Here is a 23,327-nt window from a genome sequence, read left to right on the forward strand (position 1 = left end):
TTATTTCCCCCTTACAATTGTTCCAATATTTTCGCCCATTACAGCTTTTTTAATATTACCTTCTTCTGTAATAGAGAATACCAGTAAATCTATATCATTGTCCATACATAAGGAAGAAGCTGTGGAATCCATAACGCCAAGACCTTCGTTAAGTACTTCCAGATAAGAGACTTGATCGTATTTCTTCGCATCCACATTCACCTTTGGATCATCTGTGTATACGCCATCCACGTTATTTTTAGCCATTAAAATAACGTCAGCTTCGATTTCAGCCGCACGAAGGGCAGCTGTCGTATCTGTTGAAAAATAAGGGTTTCCTGTGCCGGCAGCAAAAATAACGACACGCTTTTTCTCTAAGTGGCGAATCGCTTTTCTTCTGATGTAAGGTTCGGCCACCTGTCTCATTTCAATTGAAGTCTGTACACGAGTTGGAATTCCGATATTTTCTAAGCTGTCCTGCAGTGCCAATGAGTTCATGACCGTCGCGAGCATGCCCATATAGTCGGCATTGGCCCGGTCCATCCCCATCTCACTGCCTACTTTACCTCTCCAGATATTGCCGCCGCCTACTACGACAGCTACTTCTACGCCTAATTCGGCTACTTCTTTCACCTGACGAGTGATCGACTGGATAACACGTGGTTCAATTCCAAATCCATTTTCACCGCTTAAAGCTTCCCCACTCAATTTTAATACGATTCGTCGATAGCGTGCTGTAGTCATAGAAACCTCCATCTATCCCTTATTTAAGCTACTTTTCTAATAGTTTATGTAGCTGCGTTTAATTTGCCCTGCACATCCGGGTTGTAAAATAGGGAACACAATGTGTCCCCTATTTCCCAGTGTTTTCGTTATTTTTTAACTTGGCTCATTACTTCATCAGCAAAGTTTTCTTCACGTTTTTGCATTCCTTCGCCAACTTCAAAGCGTACAAAGCCTTTGATTTCGCCTCCAGCAGAAGCTACATATTTCTTCACTTTCTGATCTGGATCTTTAACGAAGTCCTGTTCAAGCAGGCAGATTTCCTGGAAGAATTTATTTAGGCGGCCTTCTACCATTTTTTCTACAATGTTTTCCGGCTTGCCTTCGTTAAGAGCTTGAGTCTTAAGAGTTTCGCGCTCAGCGTTAACTTCTTCTTCAGGAATTTCATCTTGAGAGACATAACGAGGGTTTACAGCTGCAACGTGCATAGCTACATCTTTAGCTACGGCTTCATCAGTAGAACCTTCAAGAACTGTAAGTACACCAATACGTCCACCCATGTGAGTGTATGCACCGAAAGCATCGTTATCTGTTTTCTCTTTAATAACAAAACGGCGAAGAGAAATTTTCTCACCGATTTTAGCAACGACATCAGTGATGTAGTCGTTAAGCTTACGGCCTTCTCCTTGAAGCTCCTGGTCTAGTGCTTCTTCAACAGTAGCAGTCTTCTGTTCGATAAGGTGCTTACCGATTTCTTTAAGAAGAGTCTGGAACTGATCATTTTTCGTTACGAAGTCTGTTTCACAGTTTACTTCAAGTAAAGCAGCAGTATTTCCTTCTACCGCGATGTAAGCAGATCCTTCAGCAGCAATACGGTCTGCTTTCTTCTGTGCTTTGGAAATACCTTTTTCACGAAGCCAGTCCATTGCTTTTTCCATGTCACCGTCAGTTTCAGTCAGCGCTTTTTTACAATCCATCATACCTGCGCCGGTTTTTTCACGAAGTTCTTTTACCATCTTTGCATTAATAGCCATGTTATATCCTCCTTAAATATTCTTCCTTTAAAAAAGGTGATAAAAGGTATACCCCCTTATCACCTCTTGAATCATTAATTACTCTTCTACGGCTTCTGTTTCTGTCTCAGCTTCAGCTTCTTCAGCTACTTCGTTCTCTTCACCTTGTTTAGCTTCAAGAACAGCGTCAGCCATTTTAGCTGTAAGCAGTTTAACCGCACGAATCGCATCATCGTTAGCTGGGATTACATAATCGATTTCATCTGGGTCACAGTTTGTATCGACAATTCCAACTACTGGAATATTTAATTTATGAGCTTCGGCAATCGCGATGCGCTCTTTACGAGGGTCAATGACGAACATCGCATCAGGAATAGAAGTCATTTCTTTAATACCGCCAAGGAACTTAACCAGGCGATCTTTTTCTTTTAGTAAGTCTACTACTTCTTTCTTAGGAAGTACGTCGAAAGTACCGTCTTCTTCCATACGCTCTATATCTTTTAAGCGGTTGATACGCTTGCGGATCGTTTGGAAGTTTGTAAGAGTACCACCTAACCAGCGCTGATTGATGTAGAACATGCCACAGCGTGTAGCCTCTTCACGTACAGTGTCTTGTGCTTGCTTCTTAGTACCGACGAAAAGGATGTTTCCGCCTTCCTCAGCAACCTGACGTACATAGTTGAAAGCTTCATCAACCTTTTTCACAGTTTTTTGAAGGTCGATGATGTAAATACCGTTACGCTCTGTGAAGATATATTTTTTCATCTTCGGGTTCCAGCGGCGAGTTTGGTGTCCGAAATGCACACCAGCTTCTAGCAGCTGTTTCATAGAAATTACAGACATTTGAAAGTCCTCCTGTTTGGTTTTTTATTAGTATCCTCCGCCTCTATCATTTCTTCGCCCCAACCCTTCATGCGAAGAGCAACCTGAGACAAGATTAAGAGACGTGTGTATTGACACCGTCAGTAAATATACCATAATCGACCAGGTCAATCAAGTTCTAGTGAGAATTTTTTTCATCGAATTTTACAATCAGTTCTATTTCTGTTCGCCCGGCTTCTAAATCCCTTGCAATCTTCTCTATTGAATCGCCCTTCCTTTGCCTAGTGAGCACCTGTGAATGAAGGGGAGGGTTAGGCTGTTGTTCAAAAATTGGCGGCTCATCGTTTATCGGATCTTCGCCAGACGTTTGCGGCACGCTTGTCTGATCTGCATCGAGCCGCTGATTTTCTGTTTTAATTTCACTTAAATATTAAGCAAACAGTTCAGCCATATCCTTCATCGCCTGATGATGGGAGCGTTCCAACTCTTCTGACTGCTTCAGTCTTGTAAATAAAGCAATGGTCGTAAGGATGAGCACCCCATGTAGGATAAAGCTAATAACCAGTAAAAAGTATACCATTTTATCCCTCATTTATTAAAGCCGCTTACAGGACCCCCAATGACTTCTAATAATGACTTTCGAAGCTTAAAAATAGCATTCGAGTGAATCTGTGAAATCCTTGAAGTCGTCAATTCCAAAACTCCCCCTATTTCTGTTAAAGTCAGCTCTTCATTGTAAAATAAGCCGACGACCAACTGTTCCTTTTCATTCAGCCTTTTTATATGATCGGCCAGCTCGTTGATATTTTCCTTTTTCACAACATGCTCATACGGGCTTTCTGCCTCCCGGTCCGGGATCGAATAACCAATGCCTTCCTTATGTTCTTTGTCCTTCGCTTTTTCTTCCATAGATAAGACATTAGCAAATAACGAATCTTTAATGACTTCTTTTACTCCAACACGGCTCATATGCAGTTCAGCCGCAATTTCATCTGAGGCAGCGAATCCGCTTGTTTCTCTGGGACGGCTATTGTCCCTCCATCACCGATTTCGTATGCTGCTCCCCGAGCATCCAGTTCTTCTTTGACCTGCCCGACCTCAGTAAGTGATAAATCCTGATAAAGCGGAACCATGTTCGTCTGGGAAGCGAATAAGCCGGCAGCTTCCAGTAAAAAAACAAACCCGGCTGCAGCACCGATCATTACGCCTTTTTGCTTCATTGACCGCTCTTTCCAGAACACTGTTCCTTTATTTATGTATAAATTTATTTTTTCTTTCATAATTGCCCCAAAAAAAAGCCTATCAATCGCCACTTTAAAGTCAGCTGCAAAAGTAGAGTGAGCTTCATTTGGAGTAATTGACTTGCCATGCTGTGGCTGAACGTGAGTCAGCGGTGAAACAATGTACCATCTTGCAGAAACATCCTTATTGTTTTCCGATTTCCAGTGCTTTCATAAGCATTCCTTTAGACGCATTTAATGACGTAATGTTGGCTTCATAAGATCTTGTCGCACTCATCATATCGATCGTTTCTTCCAACGGGTCAACGTTTGGCATTTGAACATACTCAGCTTCATTGGCGTCCGGGTGATTCGGATTAAACACTTGCTTAAAAGGTGTTTCATCATCGACGATTTCCACAGCTTTTACACCGCTTGCTCTATATGTCTGTAAAGCTTGTTGGAAAATTGCACGAAACTCCGGCTCCTGCGGCTGAAGGTCCACCATTTTCCTGCGATAAGGCTGCTGCCACTCTCCTTTTTCATTCAAAACAGCTCTCGTCGTATTGGCATTGGCCATATTAGAAGTCGCGACATCCATCCTCAGCCTTTGCGCTGTCATTCCACTCGCACTAACATTCATTGAATGAAAGATACTCATTACTAGTTTCCTCCCCTAACCACTTCTTTTAAACTGTTAAACTTCCCGCTCAGCCGCTCGACTAATGCCTGATACTGGATCTGGTTTTTAGCTAATTCATTCAATTCCTTATCAATGTCCACATTATTTCCGTTGTGATTGTAAATGGTCCCTTGTCGTGAAGTAGTTTGAATCACGGGGGAGGAGCTATTTTCGAAGGTGAAATGTTTCGGATGGGTTCTTTTTGCTTCCAGGCTGTTGAGTTCTCCACTTAATACATTTTTAAAGGTCACTTGTTTTGCTTTATACCCGATGGTATCTACGTTAGTAATGTTGGCGGAGATGACCTTGTTTTTTTCGCAGATAGGTTTAAAGAATTTTCCAGTGTGGTAAAGGTATCACTAAACAGTTTCATAGTTCCCCATATTTGACAAATTCCTACAATACAGCCAATCACACAGGAAGTCTTTTTACCTGTAAATTATATAATAACTCTCTTTTTATCGGCAACAACCTACTTTACACCTACGCTTTTTGTAGGCATATAGAGTTAATTTTTACTATTTGTCGAAATAACCTACTATAAGAACATTATTTTATATTTATTAAACAAAAAAGCCCTACGAAAGGTATAAATTTTAGTTATAATTAAGGGTAAAAATGATTAATAATTGAATTTTACTAGGCCTAAACAAACAAAAAAGCAGCTCCTTTGAGTGGAGCTGCTTTTCCTTAGTTCGAACGTAGCTTTTGAAGCTCAACTAAGAAGTTATTATTTAGTACTTTAATGTATGTTCCTTTCATACCAAGTGATCTGGATTCAATAACTCCTGCACTTTCAAGCTTACGGAGCGCATTTACAATAACAGATCTCGTGATTCCTACACGGTCTGCAATTTTACTTGCTACAAGCAGGCCTTCGTTTCCTTCAAGCTCTTCGAAGATATGCTCAATAGCTTCTAATTCACTATAAGACAGTGAGCTGATCGCCATTTGTACAACAGCTTTACTGCGGGCTTCCTGCTCAATCTCTTCCGTTTTCTCATGAAGGATTTCCATACCTACTACAGTGGCCCCGTATTCAGCAAGCAGTAAATCATCCTCGTTAAAGCTTTCATTTAGTCTGCTTAGGATAAGAGTCCCTAAACGCTGCCCTCCGCCGATAATCGGAACGATCGTCGTTAAGCCTTCCTCAAAAAGCTCTTTGTTTTCTACAGGGAATGCTGTATACTCACTTTCAATATCCAGGTTTGGAGTCGTCTCTTGGATGTTAAATAAGTTCTGGGTATACTCCTGTGGAAACTGGCGTTCAGAAAGCATTGCTTTCATTCTTTCATTTTCAATCTCCTGTTTGATGGCAAAACCTAAAAGCTTTCCCCGGCGGCTGAGTACGAAAGTGTTCGCACCGATGACATCGCGTAATGTCGCGGACATGTCGTTAAAGTCCACCGACTTTCCTGTTGTTTTCTGAAGCATAGCGTTAATTCTTCTTGCACGATTTAATAATTCCATGTTCATTTCCTCCTAACAATTTATAAACTATTACAGTATAAATCTGCTTAAATCTTTGTTTTTCACAATAGTGGATAATTTACTTTCTACATACTGAGGCGTTATATCAATGGTTGCCATATTAATGTCAGGAGCTTCAAACGACAGATCCTCGAGCAGTTTCTCCAATATGGTGTGCAGTCTTCTCGCTCCGATATTATCGGTTTCCTGATTAACCTCAAAAGCTATTTCTGCGATTCTTGTAATAGCTTCGTCAGAAAATTCAACCTTTATACCTTCTGTTTCTAATAAAGCTTTGTACTGCTTTAAGAGCGCGTTGGAAGGCTCGACTAAAATACTTCTGAAATCTTCAACGGTCAGTTTGTTAAGCTCCACCCGAATCGGGAAGCGTCCCTGCAGTTCAGGAATAAGGTCGGAAGGCTTTGCCATATGAAAGGCCCCGGCTGCGATAAACAAAATATGATCTGTGGAAACCGGACCATGCTTTGTCACGATTGTTGATCCTTCAATAATCGGCAGGATATCTCGCTGAACGCCTTCCCTTGAAACATTGGCCTGATTTTCGCCTTTTGCGGCAATCTTATCGATTTCATCTATAAAAATCATTCCGGACTGTTCTACTTTTTCCACAGCTTCCTGACCAATTTCATCCATATCAATCAGCTTTTGGGCTTCTTCCTGGGTAAGAACTTTTCGGGCGTCTTTAACGGTCAGCTTTCGCTTTTTCTTTTTCTTAGGCATAAACTGACTGAAAGCATCCTGCATATTCATCCCCATTTGTTCCATACCTGACCCCTGCAGCATGTCAAACATGGAAGACTGATTTTCTTCTACTTCAACAGTAACCATACGATCTTCAAGCTCTCCTAAATCGAGCTGATGACGGATCCGGCTGCGCTTCGTTTCAATTTCTTTATCTTCTTCATTTGTCTCAGGTGCAGATTCTGTTGGATTACTTTGCTGAAACAGCATTTCAAATGGATTTTTCATCGTATTTGACTGTTTCTTTCTAGAAGGCACGAGCAAATTAACTAGGCGTTTATTCGCCTGTTCTTCGGCTCTTTCCTTGACGGCTTCCATCTTTTCTTCTTTAACCATCCGGACAGCCATTTCCACAAGGTCGCGTACCATCGATTCGACGTCACGGCCTACATAACCCACTTCCGTAAATTTGGTCGCTTCCACTTTCACAAAGGGAGCCCCGACCAGCTTCGCCAGGCGGCGGGCAACTTCTGTCTTACCAACCCCGGTAGGTCCTATCATTAAAATATTTTTAGGTACAACCTCGTTTTTTAAGTCATCTGACAGCTGCATTCTCCGATATCGGTTACGCAAAGCCACCGCCACCGACCGCTTCGCATCTGTCTGACCGATAATGTATTGATCCAAACGCTCAACGATTTGCTTAGGCGTTAATTCAATAGACACGATGGCATCCTCCTCATTCAAGTACCTCTAAAGTTATTTGGTTATTCGTAAACACGCAGATCTCCCCGGCAATTTCCAGGGCTGCTTTAGCGATCTCAGGAGCTGTTTTGTCTGGAGAATACCGCTTTAACGCCCGGCCGGCACTTAGTGCATAATTTCCGCCAGAGCCGATAGATAAAATACCATCATCCGGTTCTATTACTTCCCCAGTTCCAGAGACTAAAAACATTTTATCTCGATTCATAACGATCAGCATGGCTTCAAGTTTCCTCAAAACCTGATCACTTCGCCATTCCTTAGCTAATTCAACCGATGCTCTCGCCAGGTTGCCATCAAAAGCTTCGAGCTTCGCTTCAAACTTTTCAAACAGTGTAAAAGCATCAGCCACGGAACCGGCAAAGCCCGCTAACACTTTATCGTTAAATAACCGGCGTACTTTTACAGCTTTATGCTTCATCACTACCTGATTGCCGAGTGTCACCTGCCCGTCTCCACTCATCGCGGAAAGGCCATTGTGCTGAACGGCGAAAATAGTTGTCGCATGAAATTGCTGGTTCATTTAAGCACCTCATTCTTTATTGGCACGGGGATGGCTGCTCATATAGACATTTCTGAGCCGATCCTTTGTGACATGTGTATAAATCTGAGTCGAAGCTAAATGTTCGTGCCCTAATAATTCTTGTACAGAGCGTAAATCTGCTCCCTCATTAATTAAATGTGTAGCAAAGGTATGTCTAAGCTTGTGAGGATGAATATTTACGGTCAGGGCAGCTTCATCCACCATTTTGTTTAAAATATTCCGCACGCCTCTTGCTGTTATCCCGTTTCCTCTAGCATTAAGAAAAACTATTTCTGTTTCCTGTCCGCTTTTCTTCTGCAGTACCTTGCGGCCGTCTTCTAAATAACGGATGAGGGCATCCTTCGCAAAATCACCGAACGGGACATAGCGCTCTTTTCGTCCTTTTCCTCGTACGAGTACCGTTGTCAATGATAAATCAATATCTGAGAGCTTCAGGCCTACACATTCACTTACACGCATGCCTGTGGCGTAAAGGATTTCTAAAATCGCTTGATTTCTCTGCCCAAGCGATGTCGCAAGGTCGTTTACGGTAAATAACTTTTTCAGTTCTTCTTCATAAAAGAACTGGGGAATCGGATGGGTTTGTTTTGGTAAGTGGATTCGTAAAAATGGGTTATTTTTTACGATGTTTTCCCGTTCTAAGAAACGGTAAAAGCTTCTGAGACATGAAAGCCTCTTAGAGACTGACCTTCTCGATAAGTTCTGATCGTAAAGGCCTGATAAGTAAATCCTGATGACTGAATCGTCAATCTCCTTAATATCGTCAAGGCCCTCTCTGTTCATGAATTCAAATAAATTTTCAATTTCATCGCTATATTGTTCTACCGTTAGGGGTGATGCATTTTTTTCAATCTGTAAGTATTCCATAAAAAGCTGCTTTGACTTTTGTCGGTCTTCCATAAGTCACCTCGCAAAGCGTTTAAATTTTATCACACTAACCCCTATTATAACAACGAATTTAATAAAATTGTAACAAAATTCTGAATTGTTCTCAGTCTACCCTTATAGTATACGGCCACAGCTGTAAAATATAAACATGGAAATTCACTGTCAAGTATATTACCTTACCAAACGGTAATTATAGCGGTCCGGCCGGTCAGTGTCAATCAATTCCCTTTTAAAAAAATCCTATGATCGACCGGGGGCCGACCATAGGACGTTAAGATTGCTGTGCTTCTTTATAATCACATTCTGTACACTCAATTTGTGTACCCTTTTTCTTTTTCTTCTCAACAAGCAGAGAGCTGCATTTTGGACATGGGCGCGTAATCGGCTTATCCCAGGAGATGAAGTCACACTCTGGAAAACGTTCACATCCAAAGAATTTGCGGTTCTTCTTGCTCTTTCTTTCGACAACTTCTCCTTCTTTACATTTCGGACAAGTCACGTCGATCTTTTTCAAAATCGGTTTCGTATTCCGGCACTCCGGGAAGTTGGAGCACGCTAAAAACTTGCCGTATCTTCCCATTTTGTAAACCATTTCATGCCCGCAGTTTTCGCAGTCAATGCCGGCAGGTTCATCTTTAATTTCCACATTTTCCATTTCTTTCTCGGCTTTTTGCAAGCGGGGCTCAAACCCTTGATAGAATTCAGAGATAATAGAAACCCAGTCCTGCTTGCCTTCTTCAATGGAATCGAGTTCATCTTCCATTTCTTTTGTAAAATCAACATCGATGATTTCGGGGAAGTATTCTTTTAACTGGTCAAGCACGATTTCACCCAGCTCGGTCGGCACAAAACGTTTATTATCAAGAGCCACATAACCACGGCGCTGAATCGTATCGAGCGTCGGTGCATAAGTGGACGGTCTTCCAATCCCCAGTTCTTCTAACGTACGGACGAGACGGGCCTCTGTATAACGCGGAGGCGGCTGGGTGAAATGCTGATTCGGCTTGATCTCTTCTGCTTTCACCTTCATGCCCTCTTCCAGGTTAGGAAGCAGCTTGTCAGTTTCTTTTTTCTGATCATCCCGACCTTCAATGTAGATCTTCATGAAACCTTTGAATTTCACTTTAGAACCAGTTGCTCGGAACTCTACACCTTGATTATACAAGTGAACCGTCATCGTATCTAATACAGCCGGAGCCATCTGGCTCGCGATAAAACGATCCCAGATCAGTTTATAAAGACGGTACTGGTCTCTTGATAAAACAGACTTCATAGACTTGGGATCTCTATTAGCTGAAGTTGGACGGATGGCTTCATGAGCATCTTGAGCTCCGCCGCTTTTTCCTTTTGCTCCACCTTTACCGGCAGCTAAATACTCTTTTCCGAAGTTTTCCTGAATATAGTCTTTTGCTTCTTCCTTCGCTGTGTTGGAAAGCCTTGTGGAATCGGTACGCATATAGGTGATTAAACCAGTAATGCCCTGTTTTCCTTTAAGGTCAATTCCTTCATATAACTGCTGGGCAACCATCATCGTTTTCTTTGCCCTGAAATTCAATTTACGAGCCGCTTCCTGCTGCAGGGAAGACGTCGTAAACGGCTGGGAAGGATTACGTCTTCTTTCTCGTTTGTTAACCTTCTCAATGGTGAATTGATCACCTTTTAACTTATTTTGAATCGCTTTTACATCATCTTCGGTTTTAAGCTCTGTCTTTTTCCCGTCAATTCCGTAAAACGCACCTTCGAAGGGCTCTTTATCTTTTAAGAATTCCGCATCAATCGTCCAGTATTCTTCCGGTTTGAAGTTCTTAATTTCATTTTCTCGGTCGACGATGATTTTAACTGCGACTGACTGAACTCTGCCGGCACTGAGGCCCTTTTTAACTTTCTTCCATAAAATCGGGCTGATATTATAACCGACAAGCCGGTCCAATACTCTTCGTGCCTGCTGAGCATCAACTAAATCTGTATCAATCGATCTCGGCTGTTTAAAGGAGTTTTTAATTGCATCTTTTGTAATCTCATTAAATACAACGCGGCAGTCTGACTTATCATCAATTTCAAGACTGTGGGCCAAATGCCAGGCAATCGCTTCCCCTTCGCGGTCGGGGTCGGCTGCGAGATAGACGCGTTTGGCTTTCTTTGCCGCTGCTTTTAATTCTTTTAAAACGGGCCCTTTGCCTCGTATTGTAATATATTTAGGTTCAAATTCATTATCAACATCGACACCCATCTGACTTCTAGGTAAGTCTCTGATGTGTCCTAATGACGCTTTTACTTTGTACTTCTTTCCAAGGTATCGTTCAATCGTTTTTGCTTTAGCAGGTGATTCAACGATTACGAGATAATCTGCCATGTAGTTTCCTCCCATAGAGGTATTTCTGTATTTTTATATATATCACAAATCTTCCCTATTATTAAATAGAATGAAACCGTTTGTCAAACGGAGCTCGATATTTTTGATCAAAATGTATGCCTGAAGAGTCTGATTTATCACTATCTTCTGCAGAATTTTTTATTTTTTCAAACAATAATCCTGGAGGATATCATGACAGCTTTGGACGAGCTTAGCGCCTTGCTGGATAATATGGTGACAGCCTTCACTCGTCTCAAGTCCAATAGGTCCTGGAACCGCATATACATTTTTTCCTTGTTCTAAAGCCTGATCAACTGTAATGAGCGATCCACTTTTCATTCTAGCCTCGATCACGAGAGTTGATTCAGTCAGCGCTGAAATAATTCGGTTTCTTTCAGGAAAATGATATTTCTTCGGTGGACGGTCCGGGGGGTATTCACTTAAGAGCAGCTGGGTTTCTCCTAAGCGTTGAAAAAGCGCGGGATTATTTTTAGGATATGGATAATTAAAACCTGAACCGAGGACGGCAATCGTTGCCCCGCCATGATCAATTGCGAGCTGATGGGCCTGCTGATCGACACCTGCTGCCATGCCGCTGACAATTAAAAAATTTGCTGAAATAAGCGGCGGCAGGAGCTTTTCCATCGTGTAATAAGCATAATCAGATGGCGTACGCGTACCTACCACACTGATGGATAACAGGCGGCTGAGCAGTTCCAGGTTCCCTTTTGCATAAAGAACTAAAGGAGGATCAGGAATCTGGCGCAAAGACAGCGGAAAATCCGGATCCATGATGGTAAGTGCATGAAATTGCCGGCTGTTTTTGTCGAGTTTCTTCATTATATTGTCATTTCTTATATAATCAAGGATTGATTTGGAACGCTTAAAGGGAAGTGAGAGTTTAGAAGAAAGCTTAGAAGGAGTTAACACTGGAAGAGAAGTAAGAAGACTATCATCTTTCATCATCTGCCTTAGCACTGGTCTTGTGACGTAAGGACAGTCGTTTAATGTAATTAATGCTTCTCGTTTCGATATCATTGATCAGCCTCTTTCTTTTTTGGGAATAGGGAAAACCGCGTCCCTGTAGAGACACGGTTTAACCTTTCTATTAGTGAGTTTTACATTTATCAAAAAGGTTTTCTTTCTTAAGTACGTCAATAAGTGTTTCACCCATAACGGAAGGGGTTTCTGCCACTTCAATTCCGCACTCGTTCATAACACGGATCTTCTCATCCGCCGTTCCCTTACCGCCGGAAATAATGGCACCCGCGTGGCCCATACGTTTTCCTGGAGGGGCTGTACGGCCGCCGATAAAGCCTACGACAGGTTTCTTCATGTTGGCTTTCACCCATTCAGCAGCTTCTTCTTCTGCTGTTCCGCCAATCTCACCAATCATAATTACAGCTTCTGTATCGTCATCCTCATTAAACGCTTTTAATACATCAATAAAGTCAGTACCATTGACAGGGTCACCGCCGATACCTACAGCTGTTGACTGGCCAAGACCTGCTTCAGAAAGCTGATGAACTGCTTCATACGTTAATGTACCAGACCGGGACACAACGCCGACATGACCCTTCTTATGGATATATCCAGGCATGATTCCAATCTTACATTCTTCAGGTGTGATAACGCCAGGGCAGTTCGGACCGACAAGACGAGTCTTTTTGCCTTCCATATAACGTTTCACTTTTACCATATCCATTACAGGGATATGCTCTGTAATACAGATCGCAAGCTCAAGTTCTGCATCTGTTGCTTCCAAGATTGCATCAGCAGCAAATGGAGCAGGCACGTAAATAACGGAAGCTGTAGCTCCTGTCTTTTCTACGGCTTCAGAAACTGTGTTAAAGACAGGGATTCCTTCTACTTCTGTCCCGCCTTTACCTGGTGTTACACCACCGACGATTTGAGTACCGTATTCAACCATTTGTTTCGTATGAAATAAAGCTGTTGAACCTGTAATTCCTTGTACGATTACTTTTGTATCTTTATTAATAAATACGCTCATTAGATTCCCCGCCTTTCTACTTCACTAGTTCTACGATTTTTTGTGCGCCATTAGCCATAGAGTCTGCAGATGTAATGTTGAGGCCAGACTCGTCAAGAATTTTCTTACCAGCTTCTACGTTCGTACCTTCTAAACGTACTACAAGCGGTAAGGTTAAACCGATTTGCTTCGTTGCTTCAACAACTCCCTCAGCGATAACGTCACACTTCATAATACCGCCGAAGATGTTAACGAAAATGCCTTTTACATTTTCATCAGATAGAATAATTTTAAAAGCTTCTGTAACTTTCTCTGTCGTTGCGCCGCCCCCTACATCAAGGAAGTTAGCCGGGTCACCGCTATAGTGCTTAATAGTATCCATTGTCGCCATAGCTAGACCTGCACCGTTAACCATGCAGCCGATGTTGCCGTCTAATGCAATATAGCTTAAGTCATATTTAGATGCCTCGATTTCTTTTGGATCTTCCTCATCTAAATCACGAAGCTCAGCGATATCCTTTTGACGATATAAAGCGTTATCATCAAAGTTTAACTTAGAATCCAATGCAAGTACGTCCCCGTCACCTGTTGTAACTAGCGGGTTGATTTCAGCAATGGAGCAGTCTTTCTGTACAAATACGTCATAAAGGCCAAGCATAAATTTAACAGCTTTTCCAACCTGTTCTTTAGGAATGTTGATATTGAATGCCAGACGGCGAGCCTGGAATGCTGTCAAACCAACCACTGGATCGATCTCTTCTTTGAAGATTTTTTCCGGAGTTTTCTCCGCTACTTCTTCAATTTCCGTTCCGCCTTCTTCAGACGCCATCATTGTTACTCGGCTTGTCGCACGATCCAGCACTAGACCTACATAGTACTCGCTCTTAATGTCGCAGCCCTCTTCAATGAGTAAGCGCTTTACTTCTTTACCTTCTGGTCCGGTCTGATGGGTAACAAGTGTTTTGCCCAGGATTTCGTCCGCGTATGTACGCACTTCGTCGAGATTTTTAGCAATCTTAACCCCGCCAGCCTTGCCTCGTCCGCCGGCATGGATTTGTGCTTTCACGACTGTGACACTGCTATCAAGTTTTTTAGCTGCTTCAACAGCCTCATCTACCGAATATGCCACATAGCCTTTTGGCACAGGAACGCCAAAATCGCTCATAATTTGTTTACCTTGGTATTCATGAATGTTCATCTTTCATCCTCCCATCAAATTTCACTGCAATCCCATTGTATAAAAAAAACCAGCAAATTGTCCACAGTAACCATAATTCTTGTCGAAAAATTCAAACTAATTAACTGTAATTATATTATGTAAACTTAATTTAATAACCTAAGTCAGGATTCCCTGGTTTATTATGGTAAACTTGCTCCCCAAAACAGCTGCCCGGATGTCATCGTAAATAACACGCCGGACAATGGATGGCTGAATCTTATTAGAAGTACACACCATCAGGGTTCTTTTCTACTACTAAAGCAAGATTCTTACCTTTACAGGTGAAAACGATTTGCGATGGTGCGGGGTCGGTCCATACTTCTCGAGCGCGTCAAGGTGATGCTTCGTCCCATAACCCTGATTGCTGCTAAAACCGTAATGTGGATATTCATCGCCTATCTCTCTCATCATTCGATCACGGGTAACTTTAGCAACAATGCTCGCAGCAGCGATAGAGACACTTTTCTGGTCTCCTTTTACAATTGACTGCTGAGAACAAGAGACATCAAGTATCATAGCATCAATCAGAAGGTGATCAGGCTTGGTCGAAAGCTGATCTACCGCTTTTTGCATGGCCAGCTTAGCTGCCTGATATATGTTTACACGGTCAATGTCTTCGTTCGATACTACCCCTACTCCAACTTCCGCTTCATTTATTATGTATTCATAAAATTCTTCTCTCTTTTGCTGGGACAAAAGCTTAGAATCCATTAATCCTTCTAAATAAAAGTGATCTGGTAAAACGGCGGCGGCTGCCACAACGGGCCCAGCTAAAGGCCCCCGGCCGGCTTCATCTATACCGGCAATAATAGTTTTCCCACTAGCTTTAGCAGCATTTTCATAGTTTTTCATCTCGTTAAACTGCTGTTTCAGCTCTTCTTTACGCTGAATTTTTTGATCATATTGTGCGAGTAACTGCTGCACACCTTTTCGCTTGTCATCTCTCAGCCGTTTAATTTCGTCTGCATTAAAATCGCCTCGGTCCAATAAAAGCTTGATCTCTTTAATTGTATAGCTCATAATAATCCCCCGTTATCTATTATATCGGACTTTATGCTGCGTTTATAAATTTGGGTGTATAATATTTTTGAGCGCCTGCTCATTTCAATTCCCTCTCCCCTTGCATGGTTTAGTAGGGACAAATAAAAAACGCAAGCGGGAGCTCCCGTTGCGTTTTCGATTATTCAGGCTGCTCGAAGCTTATAGTTCCAATTTTACCTGAACGCAGATCTTGTAAAATGACATCCGACGTCTTATCAAAATTAACAACTCCGCCGCTCTCCAGACAGCCGCGTTTCTTACCTATCACTTCAAAAGCCTCCATCATATCATTTACCTCTTGAAATCCGTAGCGGCTTTCAAGCAGTTCTGGATAATGATGGGTGATATAATCAAGAATATAGGCGGCAACGTCCTCTTTAGGCAGAATCGTATCTTTGATTGTCCCGATAGCTGCCAGACGGTATCCGATCTCTTCTTCTTCAAATTTAGGCCATAGAATCCCCGGTGTATCCAACAGTTCAAAGTCTTTTTTCACTTTAATCCATTGCTGTTTCTTCGTGACACCCGGACGATCCCCTGTAATAGCCGTCTTTTTATTAGCCAGACGGTTAATCAGTGTTGATTTCCCTACATTAGGAATTCCAAGGATCATCGCACGCAACGCTCGTGGACGAAGACCTTTAGCCTTCATTTTTTCTATTTTGCTTTTCCCCAAATCTTTAGCGAGAGATACGACACGCTGGACATCTTTCTTATCATTCGCTTCAATAGCTATCGCATGGGTACCTCGTTTTTTATAATAATCCAGCCATTTCTCAGTAACTTTAGGATCTGCTAAGTCCTTCTTCATAAGGACCACCATTTTAGGCTTGCTTTGCAATAGCTGGTGTAAAACAGGGTTCTCTGAAGAAACTGGTGCTCTTGCATCCACCAGTTCAATTACAAAGTCAACGAGCTTCAGTTTTTCCTCAGCTTCCCGTTTGGCTTTCGCCATATGCCCTGGATACCATTGTATCGTCATAAAAATTCCTCCATTATAAGAAATGCGAGAGGGGCCGCTTAGGCCTGACACGCATAAGCAAAACCATGCAGTGGCGGTTTATGCCACGTAATGGGATTGCTTATGACGCGAAGGCCTGCCCCTCGCAGAGCTGGACATTAGAAATGCGGAAGTGGCCTGCTAGACACGACTCGCTTAAGCAAAACGCCAGAGGGAAGGGCTTTTTCTTCCCGGCGGTGGATTGCTTATGACGCGAGTGTCTGGCCACTGCAGCTGGACATCAAAAAATGATAAGGCGTCCTAATCAATAAGTCCAATTTTATCCAGCGGCCAATAAGTAAAAAGGGACTCACCGACCAGCTGTTCATAAGAAACCATTCCAATCGAGCGGCTGTCTGTCGAGTTATCACGGTTATCCCCCAACACCAATACATGTCCTTCCGGAACAGTTAAATGACCTCCCGGCAGTTGTTCAATAGTAAAATCGTCAGTTAAGTCCTGTCCAGGCGGAATAGATTGTTTCTGCTCATCCAAATACGGCTCTTCTACTACTTCACCATCTATATATAATTGATCGTTCTGTACAGCGACTTCTTCTCCAGGCAGGCCTATGATCCTTTTAATATAATCCTGTTGATCAGTAGCGTGAAAGACAGCTACATCAAACCGTTCCGGCTCACCCAGAGTATAATTAATTTTACTCACAATTAAGTGTTCCCCATTATGTAAATTGGGCATCATGGACGGTCCCTCAACGATTACAGGCGCAAACAAAAACACACGGACAATTACCGCGAGCACCGCAGCAATCGCGAACGCCTTCACCCACTCAAACCATTGCTTCTTCATTACCTCTTCTCCTTTAAAAGAAATGCGAGAGGGGCCGCTTAGGCCTGACACGCATAAGCAAAACCATGCAGTGGCGGTTTATGCCACGTAATGGGATTGCTTATGAGCGAAGGCCTGCCCCTCGCAGCTAGACATTAGAAATGCGGAAGTGGCCCGTTTAGACACGACTCGCTTAAGCAAAAACATTCAGTAGCGATCTTTGCCATAAAACTAAAAACCTTATGTAAATCTAGAAAAAAGGAGCTTGACGAATGCAAGCCCCTTTTTACTATTAGATAATTTCTTTAATACGAGCAGCTTTACCGCGAAGGTTACGCAGATAATATAGCTTCGCGCGACGTACTTTACCGCGGCGAGAACGCTCAATCTTTGCAATTCGTGGTGAGTGTACTGGGAATGTACGTTCAACACCTACGCCGTAAGAGATTTTACGTACAGTAAATGTTTCACTGATTCCACCGTTTTGGCGCTTGATTACAACACCTTCGAATACCTGAATACGCTCACGGTTACCCTCGACAACTTTCACGTGTACCTTAACAGTATCACCTGGGCGGAAGTCTGGGTGGTCAGAACGAAGCTGTTCCTTCGTAATGTCATGAATTAATTGTTGCATTTTCTTCACTCCTTCTCAACTAATGCTCTTACCTTCTACGAGACAGCGGAACATCGTTTTTAAGCTTAAACCGAACATTTAAGCACAAAAGATAATATACCATAATCTATTAAGTTTCGCAAGGTTTTCTAGCTTATTCCCATTCGTTTATCCAGGCTTTTTCCTGGTCGGTCAGCTTGCGTTCTTTCAGAAGATCGGGACGGCGTAAATAGGTCCGCTTCAGTGACTGATAGTGTCTCCATTCCTCTATTTTTGCATGGTTTCCAGAAAGGAGAACCTCTGGAACATCATGACCCCGAAAGCTGCTGGGTCTTGTATAATGAGGGTGCTCAAGAAGTCCGTTGGAAAAAGAATCTTCTGGAGCCGATTGTTCATTTCCTAAAACGTCAGGCAAAAGCCGTACAACGGAATCGATGACGACCATGGCTCCGAGTTCACCACCTGTAAGAACATAGTCCCCGATCGAAATCTCTTCATCTACGAGCTTTTCACGAACTCGCTCGTCGTAGCCTTCATAATGGCCGCACAAAATGATCAAGTGATCTTCCTCCGCCAATTCTTCTGCTTTTTTTTGCGTATAAGGCTGTCCCTGCGGGCACATCAAGACGACTTTAGGCTTGGACTTGCGTCTTTCCTTCGTTGCCTCCACGGCATCGAATATCGGCTGAGGCGTTAAGACGAGCCCGGCACCTCCGCCGTATGGGTAGTCATCGACTTTGTTATGCTTATTCGTCGTATATTCTCTAAAATTAACCGTATCGTAGGAAAAGGCTCCTTTATCTCTAGCCCGTTTCATAATGGATGCATCCATCACTCCAGTAAACATTTCCGGAAATAAGGTTAGGATATCGATATGCATTAGTCCAGCAGCCCTTCTATTGGATCAATGATAACTCGTTTGTTTTCAACGTCTACTTCCTTCACTACCTGCTCGATATAAGGAATGAGAACATCCTTCTGCTTATGGCGGCGCACCACCCACACGTCATTCGCTCCCGGTGTGAGGATTTCTTTCACTTCCCCTACCTTTTCATCATTCATTAAAAAGACTTCTGAACCGATAATTTCATGAAAGTAAAATTCGTGATCTCCGAGCTCTTCCTGCTCGCTCTTTGGCACCTTTAAGTATCCATCACGGTATTGCTCCACATCATTAATTGAACTGTGACCTTCAAATGTCAGAAGATCAAAACCTTTATGAACTCTGTGACTTTTAACGGTTAGTTCTTTTACATTATTCTTATCATTTACCCAATACAAAAGCTGCCCTGGTTTGAACCGTTCTTCAAAATCAGTAATTCTGCGGACTTTTACTTCACCTTTTATACCATGTGTATTAATAATCTGTCCTACATTAAAAAGTTTTTCCGTCATATGTGATCTACCTCGCTCGTATTACAATTCCATCTTTAATTACAATTTCACGCTTATTAACAACTTCTTCGTATGAATCGCCTTCTTCAAGCTCAACGATCGTCTCTACCTCATCTACCTTTAGTTCTTCTCCCGCAGGAAGTACATCCAGCTGATTCAGCTGAAACTGAATTCTCTTCATAGCGTCCTGTCGTCGTGATATCTCTCTAACGAATCGCTGGCGGACATCATTTTGTTCATAATCATGGCTGCGCTCCAGCTTCTTCTGCTGAAATTTCAGCTGCTGGCATTCTTTATCCAAACGTTCATACTTCGAATTTAACCGATCCTTTAACGCTTGTCTGCTGTCATCAGTTAAGATTTCTTTTACGGGGATCCGCTGAATGATTTGCATGATATTCCTGCCTTATCCGATATTAGATGTTAAAAAAGGGAAAGGTTCTATAGCCCCTCTCCCTCTTTTTACATGATATCTAAATAGATTCTTTTCTTTAAATCTGACCCTGCGGCGTAAACTACCGTCCGAATCGCCTTGGCAATTCGACCGTTCTTTCCAATCACCTTACCAACATCTTCACTGTGAACAGTTAAGTGGTAAACAACTTTGTGTTCTTCTTCCTTAACGTTAATTTCGATCTCTTCTGGGTGATCAACAAGCGGTGTAACGATCGTTTCGATCAAGGCTTTCATGATATCACTACTTTACTTATTGTTTTTTTTATCGTGGAACTGCTTCATAATTCCTTCTTTAGAGAACAAGTTACGAACAGTGTCGCTTGGCTTCGCGCCGTTAGACATCCAATCCATAGCTTTATCAGCATCGATATCCACATGTACTGGATTAGCTACAGGATTATAAGTTCCAATTTGTTCAATAATACGTCCATCACGAGGAGAACGTGAATCAGCAACAACTACACGGTAAAATGGGTTACGCTTTGAACCCATACGCTTTAGGCGAATTTTAACTGCCATATTTAACAACCTCCATTAATTTCTTTAAATGTTCAACACAAGAATAGATTTTAGCAGATACTTCGATGTGTGTAAAGGGTTTTTACATTACATGAACGGAAATTTCATTCCTTTACCCTTTTTCCCTTTAGTATTACTCATCTGTTTCATCATTTTCTTCATTTCTTCAAACTGCTTAAGAAGACGGTTTACCTCTGATACAGAACGTCCAGATCCTTTAGCAATCCGTTTCTTGCGGCTCGCGTTCATAAGCGATGGGTCTATGCGCTCTTTTTTTGTCATCGACTGAATGATCGCTTCAACATGAACGATTTGCTTATCATCGAAGGACGCATTTTGCAGCCCCTTCATTTTATTGGCACCCGGAATCATGTTAATGAGTTCATCAAGCGGCCCCATGTTTTTGACCTGCTCCATCTGCTCAAGAAAATCTTCAAACGTAAAGGATGCATTACGCATTTTAGACTCAAGATCTTTTGCCTGTTTCTCATCGACCTGGGACTGAGCTTTCTCAATTAAAGTAAGCATGTCTCCCATCCCTAAAATACGGGAAGCCATTCTTTCTGGATGGAACGGCTCGAGCTGATCAAGCTTCTCACCCATACCTGCAAATTTAATCGGCTTGCCAGTTACGGCTTTAATAGAGAGTGCCGCACCCCCGCGGGTATCACCGTCAAGCTTCGTCAACAGCACTCCAGTTACGTCGAGCTGTTCGTCAAAGCTTTCCGCTACGTTCACGGCATCCTGTCCTGTCATGGCATCTACTACTAGGAAAACTTCATCCGGATTAACAGCTTCTTTTATTCGCTGCAGCTCTTCCATTAAGTCACCATCAACGTGCAAGCGTCCGGCCGTATCGACGATCACATAATCATAATGCTCTTCTTTCGCTTTCGCTACTGCATTTTTCGCAATGTCCACCGGATCAGCCTCTGTACCTTCAGAATGAACAGGCATGCTCAGCTGTTTGCCTAACGTCTCGAGCTGCTGAATGGCAGCCGGACGATAGACGTCAGCGGCAGCTAACAGTGGCTTACGGTTATAATTTTTTCTTAACAAGTTGGCAAGCTTCCCAGTCGTGGTCGTTTTACCGGCACCTTGAAGACCTACCATCATGATCACGGTCGGAGGACGTTTAGCGACAGCTATTTTACTCTCGTTCCCTCCCATTAATTCTGTCAGTTCATCTTGTACAATCTTGATAACCTGCTGGCCTGGAGTTAAGCTCCCCATTACTTCCTCACCAACAGCGCGTTCGCGGATTCGTTTTACAAAGTCTTTTACTACTTTAAAGTTTACGTCCGCTTCTAAAAGGGCAAGCCGTACTTCCCGGCTCATCTCCTTCACATCTTGTTCAGAAACCTTCCCTTTACCTTTAATCTTCTGTATCGATTGCTGTAAACGGTCGGATAAGCCTTCAAATGCCATCGAAGGAACCCTCCTATTCTAAGTCTTGTAATTCATCAAGCCATTTATTAATATCTTTTTCTATTTCTGTCTTTTCTGCAGCCTCTTTCAACTGCTGAATGATCTGCTGTCTTTTTTCAAATTTTTCATATAACATCAGCTTGTTCTCATATTCTTCAAGCATGGCTTCTGTCCGTCTAATATTATCATAAACGGCCTGCCTCGAGACATTAAAATTCTCTGATATCTCACCCAGCGAATAATCTTCTAAATAGTAAAGTTCCATGTAATTTCGCTGCTTGGGAGTGAGTAGAGATTGATAGAAATCTAATAAATAGTTAATCCTCGTTGTCTTTTCAAGCACGACTTCCACTCCTTGTTAAGTGAAATACCTTTACATATGAATAGTAACCGAGTCTAGCGTCTTATGTCAAGAATTACTCTTGCTCCTGCGCCTGCTCATCTATCATGTCAGCGAATAATCCGTAGACGAAGGCGTGGGCGTCAAACTGTTCTAAGTCAGTTACTTTTTCTCCTAAACCTACAAGTTTTACAGGAATCTGAAGCTCCTTGCGAATCGCAAGCACGATTCCCCCTTTTGCTGTACCATCAAGTTTAGTAAGCACAATACCAGATACATCAGTAGCTTCCGAGAAAGTTTTCGCCTGGCTCATGGCATTTTGTCCTGTTGTTGCATCGAGGACAAGGAGTACTTCATGAGGCGCATTTGGTACTTCTCTCTCGATAACGCGCTTAACTTTTGACAGCTCATTCATTAGGTTTACTTTATTTTGCAGTCTGCCGGCCGTATCACAGATAAGCACATCAGATTTTCTCGACTTTGCCGATTGAATACCGTCAAAAATAACCGCGGCCGGGTCGCTGCCTTCACTGTGCTTGACGACGTTTACTCCGGCACGTTTTCCCCATTCATTAAGCTGGTCGATTGCTCCGGCACGGAATGTATCCCCTGCAGCAAGTGTTACTTTCTTACCTTCTGCTTTTAACTGGTGGGCTAGTTTTCCGATTGTAGTTGTCTTCCCTACCCCGTTAACTCCAACAAATAAATAAATCGTTAAGCCGTCAGGGTTGGTATTCAGTTCTTCAATCTGTACTTCATCTTCATCACCGTAATACAGCTCAACGAGTTTCTCCGAAATGACTTCTTTCACCTGCTGGGGATCTTGAATGTTGCGTCGCTTCACTTCCATTTCAAGCTCCTCAATCATTTCCATAACTGCATTAACCCCGACGTCTGCGGAGATGAGGACTTCTTCCAGCTCTTCAAAGAAATCCTCATCCACTGTGCGGTAGCGTGCGACAAGGTCATTAATCTTGCTCGTAAAAGAGTTTCTCGTTTTAGCGAGTCCGGTTTTAAACTTGGCAGCGATACTTACCTCTTCTTCTTGAGGAGCTTCTTCTACAGGAAGAAGATCTTCTTCCACCTCAGCTTCTGTCTCCCCTTCAAAAACTTCTTCTTCTTCAGGTACAGTCTCTTCTTCTGTAAATGTTATTTCATCTTCAGGAAGTTCTTCCTCTGCAGGAAGTTCTGCAGCGTCTTCCTGTACAGTCACTTCATCTTCCTGGTCCTGATAGATATCATCATCAAAAGGATCTTCTGCCATCTTTTCCTCTTGCTCTTTGAGCGATTCTTCTCTCGCTTTTTCGATGATTTCTTCAGGATCTATCACGAATTTATCTCTCAGTTTTTTAAAGAAACTCAATACTCTCTTCCTT

General features: G+C 42.5%; 28 protein-coding genes. All 28 read right to left on the minus strand.

Translation table 11 applies throughout. From position 1 onward, the window contains the following. Window positions 1-723, minus strand: coding sequence for a UMP kinase (pyrH, locus tag HUS26_RS07050; protein ID WP_173916483.1), 723 nt, complete (start codon window positions 721-723; stop codon window positions 1-3). Window positions 724-851: 128 nt separating this feature from the next. Next, window positions 852-1,736, minus strand: coding sequence for a translation elongation factor Ts (gene tsf, locus HUS26_RS07055; protein ID WP_173916484.1), 885 nt, complete (start codon window positions 1,734-1,736; stop codon window positions 852-854). Window positions 1,737-1,814: 78 nt separating this feature from the next. Continuing rightward, entirely contained in the window at window positions 1,815-2,558 is a 744-nt protein-coding gene (gene rpsB, locus HUS26_RS07060) for a 30S ribosomal protein S2 (protein WP_173916485.1), read from the minus strand. Between the two features lie 409 nt (window positions 2,559-2,967). Continuing rightward, window positions 2,968-3,117: a hypothetical protein gene (locus HUS26_RS07065; RefSeq protein WP_173916486.1), complete on the minus strand. Its 150-nt coding sequence runs from the start codon at window positions 3,115-3,117 to the stop codon at window positions 2,968-2,970. 8 nt (window positions 3,118-3,125) lie between these two features. Then, window positions 3,126-3,506 (minus strand): sigma-70 family RNA polymerase sigma factor, encoded by a 381-nt coding sequence (locus HUS26_RS07070; RefSeq protein ID WP_173916487.1) that lies wholly within the window; start codon window positions 3,504-3,506, stop codon window positions 3,126-3,128. Continuing rightward, window positions 3,503-3,817 (minus strand): hypothetical protein, encoded by a 315-nt coding sequence (locus HUS26_RS07075; RefSeq protein ID WP_173916488.1) that lies wholly within the window; start codon window positions 3,815-3,817, stop codon window positions 3,503-3,505. Before HUS26_RS07075 ends, HUS26_RS07070 begins: the two co-directional genes overlap by 4 nt. Before the next feature lie 145 nt (window positions 3,818-3,962). After that, on the minus strand, window positions 3,963-4,418 hold the full coding sequence (gene flgC, locus HUS26_RS07080; RefSeq protein ID WP_173916489.1) for a flagellar basal body rod protein FlgC: 456 nt from the start codon (window positions 4,416-4,418) through the stop codon (window positions 3,963-3,965). 2 nt (window positions 4,419-4,420) lie between these two features. Then, complete coding sequence (gene flgB / locus HUS26_RS07085) at window positions 4,421-4,762, minus strand: flagellar basal body rod protein FlgB (RefSeq protein ID WP_371809617.1); 342 nt, start codon at window positions 4,760-4,762, stop codon at window positions 4,421-4,423. Window positions 4,763-5,129: 367 nt separating this feature from the next. Further along, complete coding sequence (gene codY, locus HUS26_RS07090; RefSeq protein WP_173916490.1) at window positions 5,130-5,909, minus strand: GTP-sensing pleiotropic transcriptional regulator CodY; 780 nt, start codon at window positions 5,907-5,909, stop codon at window positions 5,130-5,132. A 30-nt stretch (window positions 5,910-5,939) separates the two neighbouring features. Next, a complete protein-coding gene (gene hslU / locus HUS26_RS07095; RefSeq protein WP_173916491.1) occupies window positions 5,940-7,337 on the minus strand; it encodes an HslU--HslV peptidase ATPase subunit in 1,398 nt (465 codons plus the stop codon). A 13-nt stretch (window positions 7,338-7,350) separates the two neighbouring features. Continuing rightward, window positions 7,351-7,896 carry an ATP-dependent protease subunit HslV gene (hslV, locus tag HUS26_RS07100; protein ID WP_173916492.1) on the minus strand — a complete coding sequence of 182 codons (546 nt, stop codon included), beginning with the start codon at window positions 7,894-7,896 and terminating at the stop codon, window positions 7,351-7,353. A 9-nt stretch (window positions 7,897-7,905) separates the two neighbouring features. Continuing rightward, window positions 7,906-8,817, minus strand: a complete 912-nt coding sequence (gene xerC, locus HUS26_RS07105; protein ID WP_173916493.1) for a tyrosine recombinase XerC — start codon at window positions 8,815-8,817, stop codon at window positions 7,906-7,908. Window positions 8,818-9,076: 259 nt separating this feature from the next. Further along, window positions 9,077-11,158: a type I DNA topoisomerase gene (gene topA, locus HUS26_RS07110; protein ID WP_173916494.1), complete on the minus strand. Its 2,082-nt coding sequence runs from the start codon at window positions 11,156-11,158 to the stop codon at window positions 9,077-9,079. A 159-nt stretch (window positions 11,159-11,317) separates the two neighbouring features. Further along, complete coding sequence (gene dprA / locus HUS26_RS07115; RefSeq protein ID WP_173916495.1) at window positions 11,318-12,196, minus strand: DNA-processing protein DprA; 879 nt, start codon at window positions 12,194-12,196, stop codon at window positions 11,318-11,320. A gap of 70 nt (window positions 12,197-12,266) precedes the next feature. Further along, on the minus strand, window positions 12,267-13,169 hold the full coding sequence (sucD, locus tag HUS26_RS07120; RefSeq protein WP_173916496.1) for a succinate--CoA ligase subunit alpha: 903 nt from the start codon (window positions 13,167-13,169) through the stop codon (window positions 12,267-12,269). Between the two features lie 16 nt (window positions 13,170-13,185). Next, window positions 13,186-14,346, minus strand: a complete 1,161-nt coding sequence (gene sucC / locus HUS26_RS07125) for an ADP-forming succinate--CoA ligase subunit beta (RefSeq protein WP_173916497.1) — start codon at window positions 14,344-14,346, stop codon at window positions 13,186-13,188. Between the two features lie 276 nt (window positions 14,347-14,622). Further along, window positions 14,623-15,390 (minus strand): ribonuclease HII, encoded by a 768-nt coding sequence (locus HUS26_RS07130; RefSeq protein ID WP_371809618.1) that lies wholly within the window; start codon window positions 15,388-15,390, stop codon window positions 14,623-14,625. A gap of 157 nt (window positions 15,391-15,547) precedes the next feature. After that, the gene (ylqF, locus tag HUS26_RS07135) at window positions 15,548-16,390 is read right to left on the minus strand and encodes a ribosome biogenesis GTPase YlqF (RefSeq protein WP_173916499.1); all 843 of its coding nucleotides are present in this window, start codon (window positions 16,388-16,390) and stop codon (window positions 15,548-15,550) included. 279 nt (window positions 16,391-16,669) lie between these two features. Next, a complete protein-coding gene (lepB, locus tag HUS26_RS07140; RefSeq protein WP_173916500.1) occupies window positions 16,670-17,218 on the minus strand; it encodes a signal peptidase I in 549 nt (182 codons plus the stop codon). 271 nt (window positions 17,219-17,489) lie between these two features. Next, complete coding sequence (gene rplS, locus HUS26_RS07145) at window positions 17,490-17,834, minus strand: 50S ribosomal protein L19 (protein WP_173916501.1); 345 nt, start codon at window positions 17,832-17,834, stop codon at window positions 17,490-17,492. Between the two features lie 133 nt (window positions 17,835-17,967). After that, window positions 17,968-18,693: a tRNA (guanosine(37)-N1)-methyltransferase TrmD gene (trmD, locus tag HUS26_RS07150; RefSeq protein WP_173916502.1), complete on the minus strand. Its 726-nt coding sequence runs from the start codon at window positions 18,691-18,693 to the stop codon at window positions 17,968-17,970. After that, the gene (rimM, locus tag HUS26_RS07155) at window positions 18,693-19,208 is read right to left on the minus strand and encodes a ribosome maturation factor RimM (protein WP_173916503.1); all 516 of its coding nucleotides are present in this window, start codon (window positions 19,206-19,208) and stop codon (window positions 18,693-18,695) included. Before rimM ends, trmD begins: the two co-directional genes overlap by 1 nt. A 7-nt stretch (window positions 19,209-19,215) precedes the next feature. Beyond that, window positions 19,216-19,602 carry a YlqD family protein gene (locus HUS26_RS07160; protein ID WP_173916504.1) on the minus strand — a complete coding sequence of 129 codons (387 nt, stop codon included), beginning with the start codon at window positions 19,600-19,602 and terminating at the stop codon, window positions 19,216-19,218. A 68-nt stretch (window positions 19,603-19,670) separates the two neighbouring features. Next, a complete protein-coding gene (locus HUS26_RS07165) occupies window positions 19,671-19,898 on the minus strand; it encodes a KH domain-containing protein (RefSeq protein ID WP_173916505.1) in 228 nt (75 codons plus the stop codon). 12 nt (window positions 19,899-19,910) lie between these two features. Further along, window positions 19,911-20,183, minus strand: coding sequence for a 30S ribosomal protein S16 (gene rpsP, locus HUS26_RS07170; RefSeq protein WP_082234194.1), 273 nt, complete (start codon window positions 20,181-20,183; stop codon window positions 19,911-19,913). 87 nt (window positions 20,184-20,270) lie between these two features. Further along, complete coding sequence (gene ffh / locus HUS26_RS07175; protein ID WP_173916506.1) at window positions 20,271-21,611, minus strand: signal recognition particle protein; 1,341 nt, start codon at window positions 21,609-21,611, stop codon at window positions 20,271-20,273. A 13-nt stretch (window positions 21,612-21,624) separates the two neighbouring features. Further along, complete coding sequence (locus HUS26_RS07180) at window positions 21,625-21,954, minus strand: putative DNA-binding protein (protein ID WP_173916507.1); 330 nt, start codon at window positions 21,952-21,954, stop codon at window positions 21,625-21,627. Window positions 21,955-22,027: 73 nt separating this feature from the next. Further along, entirely contained in the window at window positions 22,028-23,314 is a 1,287-nt protein-coding gene (gene ftsY / locus HUS26_RS07185; RefSeq protein WP_173916508.1) for a signal recognition particle-docking protein FtsY, read from the minus strand. Window positions 23,315-23,327 lie beyond the last annotated feature (13 nt).

This window comes from Halobacillus sp. Marseille-Q1614 (genome assembly GCF_902809865.1).
Lineage (GTDB): Bacteria > Bacillota > Bacilli > Bacillales > Halobacillaceae > Halobacillus_A.